The sequence below is a fragment of the Halobaculum gomorrense genome, from assembly GCF_900129775.1.
Classification (GTDB): domain Archaea; phylum Halobacteriota; class Halobacteria; order Halobacteriales; family Haloferacaceae; genus Halobaculum; species Halobaculum gomorrense.
In genome coordinates, this window is record NZ_FQWV01000005.1 from 255,670 (window position 1) to 262,114 (window position 6,445).

A 6,445-nucleotide genomic window follows, 5' to 3' on the forward strand; every position below is an offset into this window, starting at 1 on the left:
AACAATGATGAAGGATACGGAACTCAATCGACGAGACGTGCTGAAAGGCGCTGGCGGCCTCGGAGCCGCCGGCATGATCGGGATCGCAGGCTGTACGGGCGACGGTGGCGGCGGTGGCGGCGGCGCCACCGTCGAGGTGCTCCACGGCTGGACCGGCGGCGACGGCGCGAAGGCCGCCGAATCGCTCGCGTCGGCGTGGGAAGAAGCGCACCCCGACATCACGCTGGAGTTCAAGCCCATCGGCGGCGGCGGGAACACGAACCTCAACACCGTGATCTCCAACCGCCTGTCGAACAACGACCCGCCCGCCTCCTTCGCGGGATGGCCGGGCAAGAACCTCGTGAAGTACGAGGGCGTCCTGGGCGACCTCACGAGCGTCTGGGAGGACGGACTCAAGGGCGCACACGTGAGCGAGGCGTCCGAGCTGTGCAAGTACAACGGCGCGTATCGCGCCGTTCCGATCGGCTCCCACCGCCTCAACTGCCTGTTCTACAACACGTCAGTCGTCGAGGAGGCCGGCGTCAACCCGGACGATCTCACGAGCGCGTCCGCGCTGATCGACGCGCTCGATACGATCAAGACGGAGACGGACAAGGTCCCGATGGCTCAGGCAATGAAGGCGCCGTGGACGACGCTGCAGCTCGTGGGTGCAGTCCTGCTGTCGACGGGCGGGTACGACACCTACATGAAGGTGGTAAACGGCGAGGGCGGCAAGTCGGCCGTCCGAGAGGCGTTCAAGACGACGAAGACGATCCTCCAGAACTACATCAACGACGACGCCTCCTCGATCGGGTTCACCTCGGCGAACCAGAAGATCATGAACGGCGAGGCGGCGTTCATCCACCAGGGCAACTGGGCCGCCGGCGCGTTCCGCAACAAGGAGAACTTCGCGTACAACGAGGACTGGGGCTTCAAGACGTTCCCCGGGACGGAGGGGCTGTACACGCTCCACTTCGACTCGTTCATCTACCCCAGCAACAACCCGGCCCCCGAGGCCGGCAAGACGTGGGAAGCGTTCGTCGGCTCGAAGAAGGCGCAGATCGCCTTCAATAAGTACAAGGGGTCCATCCCGACCCGGACCGACGTCGCCAAGGAGGAGTTCGGTCCGTACCTCTCGGAGACGATGGACGACTTCGCCAGCGCCGACAACCGGCCGCCGACGCTGGCGCACGGCCTGGCGGTCGTCCCCGAGAAGCTGACGGCGCTGAAGGGCGTCATCTCCAACGAGTTCTCCGGCCCGTACAACGTGGACGCGGCGACGAATAAGTTCGTCTCCACGATCCAGGGCTGAGTCGCCCACGGAGTACTCGAATGCGACGATTTTTCGATCGACTGACGCAGGCCCGCAGCGGCCGGTCGAGCCACCGGTCCAGCGAGGATGACGCGGACGCGAGAGACGCGATGGCTGACGGCCAGAGACCGGCGACGGACGGCGGCGTCCCCACTGGGGCCGGCACCGGGGACGGGACGGGCTCAGACGCAACTCCGACCGACGAGGCGGGCGCGCTCGGCCGCGGGCTCGCGCGCCTCGACGATCGGTTCGGCGAGGATTTCGTCGAGTCGTCTCCGTTCTGGCTGCCGCCGTTCCTGCTGATGGGCTTTTTTGTCTACGGCGCCATCGCCTGGAACGTCCTCATCTCGCTGACCGACTACGAGGGGTTCGGCAACGCCGACTACTCACAGCTCGACTTCGAGATGTACGCGCGGGCGTTCGGCGATCCGACGGTCGTGCAGGCGGCGATCAACACGTTCGTCCTGCTGATCGCGTTCACCGGGATCTGCCTGGTACTCGGGATGCTCATCGCCATCCTCGTCGACCGGAACGTCCGGTTCGACAACACCCTGCGGACGATCTACCTGCTGCCGATGAGCCTCTCGTTCGTCGTCACCGCGCAGTTCTGGCTGTGGATGTACGACTACAACAACGGGATCGTAAACCAGCTGCTCGGGGTCGTGAACCTCGGGCCGTACAACTTCATCGGCAATCCGCGGCTCGTCCTCGGGGCGGTCGTGTTCGCGCTGGTGTGGCAGTTCAGCGGCTACGCGATGGTCGTGTACCTCGCGGCGCTGCGGGCGATCCCGAGCGAGCACTTCGAGGCCGCGAAGGTCGACGGCGCGTCGATCCCGCGGATGTACTGGCGGGTCATCGTCCCGCAGCTGAAGGGCGCGACGATCAGCGCGGCGGTCGTGCTGATGGTGTTCGCGCTCAAGGCGTTCGACTTCCTCTACTCGCTTGTCGGCGGGTACAGGCCTCCGAACGGGGCGGACATCCTCGCCACGAAGATGGTCCGTGAAGCGTATCAGAACACCAACTGGGCGTACGGCTCCGCGATCGCGGTGCTGCTGTTCCTGATGGCGCTCGGGGTCATCGGACCGTACCTCGCCCACCAGTACCGGAACGACAACTTATGAGTACAGACACATCACGGACGGACCGGACCGATCGCCTCGCCGACATCGACGGCTACCGAGTCGGACTGTACGTGGCGATCGGGCTGCTGGTGGCGTTCTTCCTGACGCCGATCGAGTCCGGATTCGTCACCTCACTGAAGACCGACGCCGCGGTGGGTAACACCGCGCCGTATCTCCCGCCCCTGTTCGGCGGGTTCTCGATCGCCAACTACGTGACCGCCGTGGAGGTGCTGGCACGGGGGATGGGCAACAGCCTGCTGTTCGCGGTCCCGGCGACGCTCCTGTCGGCGCTGCTGGGCAGCTTCGCGGCCTACGGGCTCACGCTCGTCGACTGGAAGTACCAGGTACCGATCCTCGTGCTGTTCGTCGCGGGCGTGTTCATCCCCTACCAGGCGGTGCTGGTCCCGCTGTCGCGGCTCTACTCGATCGTCAACGTCGCGGATCTGCTGTGGTTCGTGTGGGCGTACACGCCGGTAAGCGTGCAGTACGCCGACCTGGTCGAGCTGACGGTCACGCACATCGCGTACGGGATCCCTATCTGTACGGTCCTCTTCCGGTCGTACTACACCTCGATGAGCACCGAGATGATGGAGGCCGCGCGCCTCGACGGCGCGAGCATCCGCCGCGTGTACCGGCGCATCGTGTTCCCCCTCTCGACGCCGATGTTCGCGGTCGTGCTCATCTACCAGTTCACGCAGATCTGGAACGACCTACTGTTCGCGCTCGTCATCGTCTCGACCGGGTCCAGTCCGGCCGCGCCGGTGACGCTGAAACTGGCCGGCCTCGGCGCGTCACTGGAGGGGCTCGACTTCGGCCTCCGCATGGCCGGCGCGTTCGTCGCGGCCCTCCCGACGCTGCTCGTCTACATCGCGTTCGGCGACGAGTTCGCCGAGGGGGTCGCATCCTGAACACAACCATGGCACAACTCTCACTCGATCACCTGACGAAGGTGTTCACCGACGACGACGGCAGCGACATCGTCGCAGTAGACGACGTGACGGTCAACATCGAAGACGGGGAGTTCCTCGTCCTCGTCGGCCCGTCCGGCTGCGGCAAGTCGACTACCCTGCGAATGGTCGCGGGGCTGGAAACGGTCACCAGCGGGGATATCCGCCTCGGCGAGGAGTCGATTGCGGACCAGAAGCCGCAAGACCGGGACATTGCGATGGTGTTCCAGTCGTACGCGCTGTACCCGCACATGACTGTCCGCGAGAACATGTCGTTCGGGCTGGAGGAGTCCACCGACATGTCCGACGACGAGATCCACGAGCGCGTCGAGGACGCCGCCGACCTGCTCGGGATCCCGGAGCTGCTCGGCCGGAAACCCGGTGAGCTCTCCGGCGGGCAGCGCCAGCGCGTCGCGCTCGGCCGTGCGATCGTCCGCGATCCGGAGGTGTTCCTCATGGACGAGCCGCTGTCCAACCTCGACGCGAAGCTCCGCTCGCAGATGCGGACGGAGCTCCAGCGGCTCCAGGAGGACCTGGACACCACGACGATGTACGTCACACACGACCAGACCGAGGCGATGACCATGGGCGACCGGATCGCCGTCCTCGACGCCGGCGAGCTCCAGCAGGCCGGGACGCCGCTGGAGTGTTACCACCGTCCGGCCAACCGGTTCGTCGCCGGCTTCATCGGCGAGCCGTCGATGAACTTCTTCGACGCGACCGTCGAGGGAGACCGCCTGATCACCGACGCCTTCGACTACCCGCTCACCGAGGAGATGCGGGAGGCCGTCGACGGGGCGAACGGCGTGACGCTCGGAATTCGCCCGGAGGATATCGAGGTCGCAGCCGACGACTCGCCGACCGGCGGTGACGAGTTCGGCACCACCGTCGACGTCGTGGAGCCGATGGGTAACGAGAACGCCGTCTATCTCGGCTTCGACGAAGATCCGACCGACACGTTCGTCGCGACCGTCGGCGGGATGCGCCGGATCGACGCGGGCGAGCGCGTCGTCGCCTGCTTCCCGTCGGACGCGATTCACCTGTTCGACGACGCAAGCGGCGACGCGCTGCACAACCGCTCGCTCGCCGACGCCGAAGACGCGGGTGCGGAACCGCGGGTCTGAGCGGTCCGGACGCCACCCGTCATTCGGTTCTCGTCTCGCGCGCCGTTCGCTCCTAGCTACGCGGCGGCCGTCGAGGCGAGGCGTGCTCCCTTTCGGTCGCGAGTCTCAGGCGTCGCCGAGTCCGTGCGCGCGAAACAACGCCGCGGCGACCCGCAGCGCGATTCCCAGCCCGAGTACCGCGACCGCGACGGTCGCGACCGGCAGTCCGACCCCGCTCGACGCGTAGGGGTTTCCGCCGCCGGCGGCGACCCACGCCGTGACCGCGTCGACGCCGCCGAACCCGATGAGCGCGAACGAGACGACGGCGACGGTCGCGACGCCGCCGGTCGCCAGCCCGGCCATCGAGGCCGCTCGCTCGACCGAGCGGACCGCGCGGGCGGTCTCGTCGGTCAACTCGTCGCCGCGGACGAGCACGAACAGCGCCACGCCGATCAGCCCGAGGCCGCCGGCGGCGACGATGACAGCGGCGGCGAGGGCGGCAACGCACACCCTCGGCGCGGTCTCGGCGATCGGTCCTCCAAGGTACGCGCCGCGGATCCGACTCGGGAGCAGCGTGAGCACGGGGAGCACCGCAGCGAGGATGTACAGGAGGTAGCTCTGGAGGGTGAGCTTCCGCGTGAGCGATTGGTTGAACCAGCCGAACCGACGGTAGCGCGACCGTTGATACGCCGATTCCGAAAGCAGCGCGGCGGCGATCGGGTCGTTACGGCTCATTGCCGGAGCTACGGCTCGCCGGTAATAACGGTCCCGTTCCGAGAGACACACAGGCAAGGTACGTGTGCTGTCTCGCTCGTTTTCAGTCGTTTCGCGATCGGTCGGTTACCGCGTCGTTCCCGCCGAATCGGGAGCTTCCGGCGACGCGGGCGTTATCAGCGCCGGCCATCTCGGTGAGGGCATGGAGGCGAGTACCCAGTGAGCGACGCACCGCGAGGCCGCGACTCCGGCCCGATCCCCGGCGGCCGCGTCCGCCACGCGACGAGCGTGAACTCGACGCGCGCGTTCCCGACGGAGGCGCACCCCGCACACCTCGACCCGTTCGTGCTGTTCGAGCGCTTCTACATCGACCCCGACACGGGATTCCCGATGCACCCCCACCGCGGGTTCGAGATCGTCTCGTACATGCTCGAGGGGGAAATGGAGCACGAGGACTCCCTCGGCGTCGCACACACCGCCCGCGAGGGCGACGCCATGCGGATCACGACCGGCGGCGGGATCCGCCACTCGGAGTTCCCCGCGGGCGGCGCCGCCTGCAACGGGCTTCAATTGTGGGTGAACCTCCCTCGTGACCGCAAGGAGGTCGACGCCAACTACGCGGACGCCGACGCCGCCGACCTGCCGACAACCGAGACGGACGACGTGGCCGTGACGACGGTGATCGGCGAGGGGTCGCCGCTCGATCTGCACACCCCTGTGACGTACCTCGACGCCCGCGTTGATGGCGCGTGGACGTGGACGGTCCCCGACGACTGGACGGGCTTCGCGTTCGGCGTCGACGGGGAGGGAACCGTCGGTCGGGACCGCTTCGGCGTCGGCGACGTGTTTCCCGTTGAAAGCGGCCAAGTCGTCGACTTCGAGGCCGACGATGGGTCGGGTGATAGCGACTCGGAGGCCGCGCCGTTCCGCGTGATCTGCGTCGCCGGCGAGCCGCACGGCGAGCCGATACGCCAGCGCGGGCCGTACGTGCTGTGACGGTGTGATAGGGCGGCCGAGTCGTGTCGGTCTTCCTACGTAAACCCGATTCAGAAAACGCTCTTTTGAACGGCGGTCCTCCGTACGGATGCACATGAGCGAGTACGAACTCGATCCGCTGCCGTACGACTACGACGCGTTGGAACCGCACATTTCCGAGCAGGTGCTGACCTGGCACCACGACACCCACCACCAGGGGTACGTCAACGGCTGGAACAGCGCCGAGGAGACGCTCGAAGCGAACCGCGAGGCCGGCGAGTTCGACTCCTCGCC

At 67.1% G+C, this 6,445-nt stretch carries 6 protein-coding genes and 1 pseudogene; 6 read left to right on the forward strand and 1 reads right to left on the reverse strand.

The annotated features are described in order from the left end of the window. The first annotated feature begins 4 nt into the window (after positions 1 to 4). The 4 genes from BUE16_RS11015 to BUE16_RS11030 all read left to right on the forward strand — a co-directional run bounded on the left by BUE16_RS11015 (position 5) and on the right by BUE16_RS11030 (position 4,483). A complete protein-coding gene (locus tag BUE16_RS11015; RefSeq protein WP_073309576.1) occupies positions 5 to 1,291 on the forward strand; it encodes an ABC transporter substrate-binding protein in 1,287 nt (428 codons plus the stop codon). A gap of 110 nt (positions 1,292 to 1,401) precedes the next feature. Continuing rightward, entirely contained in the window at positions 1,402 to 2,412 is a 1,011-nt protein-coding gene (locus tag BUE16_RS11020; protein WP_073309638.1) for a carbohydrate ABC transporter permease, read from the forward strand. Beyond that, the gene (locus BUE16_RS11025) at positions 2,409 to 3,320 is read left to right on the forward strand and encodes a carbohydrate ABC transporter permease (RefSeq protein ID WP_073309579.1); all 912 of its coding nucleotides are present in this window, start codon (positions 2,409 to 2,411) and stop codon (positions 3,318 to 3,320) included. Before BUE16_RS11020 ends, BUE16_RS11025 begins: the two co-directional genes overlap by 4 nt. Positions 3,321 to 3,328: 8 nt before the next feature. Continuing rightward, complete coding sequence (locus BUE16_RS11030; protein WP_073309581.1) at positions 3,329 to 4,483, forward strand: ABC transporter ATP-binding protein; 1,155 nt, start codon at positions 3,329 to 3,331, stop codon at positions 4,481 to 4,483. Positions 4,484 to 4,588: 105 nt separating this feature from the next. Here BUE16_RS11030 and BUE16_RS11035 read toward each other — a convergent pair whose 3' ends face one another. Continuing rightward, positions 4,589 to 5,197: a hypothetical protein gene (locus tag BUE16_RS11035; RefSeq protein WP_073309583.1), complete on the reverse strand. Its 609-nt coding sequence runs from the start codon at positions 5,195 to 5,197 to the stop codon at positions 4,589 to 4,591. 198 nt (positions 5,198 to 5,395) lie between these two features. Here BUE16_RS11035 and BUE16_RS11040 point away from each other — a divergent pair, with 198 nt between their 5' ends. Together BUE16_RS11040 and sod are read left to right on the forward strand one after the other, a co-directional pair. Next, positions 5,396 to 6,172: a pirin family protein gene (locus BUE16_RS11040; protein WP_073309585.1), complete on the forward strand. Its 777-nt coding sequence runs from the start codon at positions 5,396 to 5,398 to the stop codon at positions 6,170 to 6,172. Positions 6,173 to 6,266: 94 nt separating this feature from the next. Further along, positions 6,267 to 6,445 (forward strand): annotated as a pseudogene (sod, locus tag BUE16_RS11045) (superoxide dismutase [Mn]); the annotation flags it as partial.

Excerpts from the sequence above, each read along its gene's own strand:
- BUE16_RS11020 (WP_073309638.1), top strand. The coding sequence starts at position 1,402 with ATGGCTGACGGCCAGAGACCGGCGACGGACGGCGGCGTCCCCACTGGG.
- BUE16_RS11030 (WP_073309581.1), top strand. The coding sequence starts at position 3,329 with ATGGCACAACTCTCACTCGATCACCTGACGAAGGTGTTCACCGACGAC.
- BUE16_RS11035 (WP_073309583.1), bottom strand. The coding sequence starts at position 5,197 with ATGAGCCGTAACGACCCGATCGCCGCCGCGCTGCTTTCGGAATCGGCG.
- BUE16_RS11015 (WP_073309576.1), top strand. The coding sequence starts at position 5 with ATGATGAAGGATACGGAACTCAATCGACGAGACGTGCTGAAAGGCGCT.
- BUE16_RS11025 (WP_073309579.1), top strand. The coding sequence starts at position 2,409 with ATGAGTACAGACACATCACGGACGGACCGGACCGATCGCCTCGCCGAC.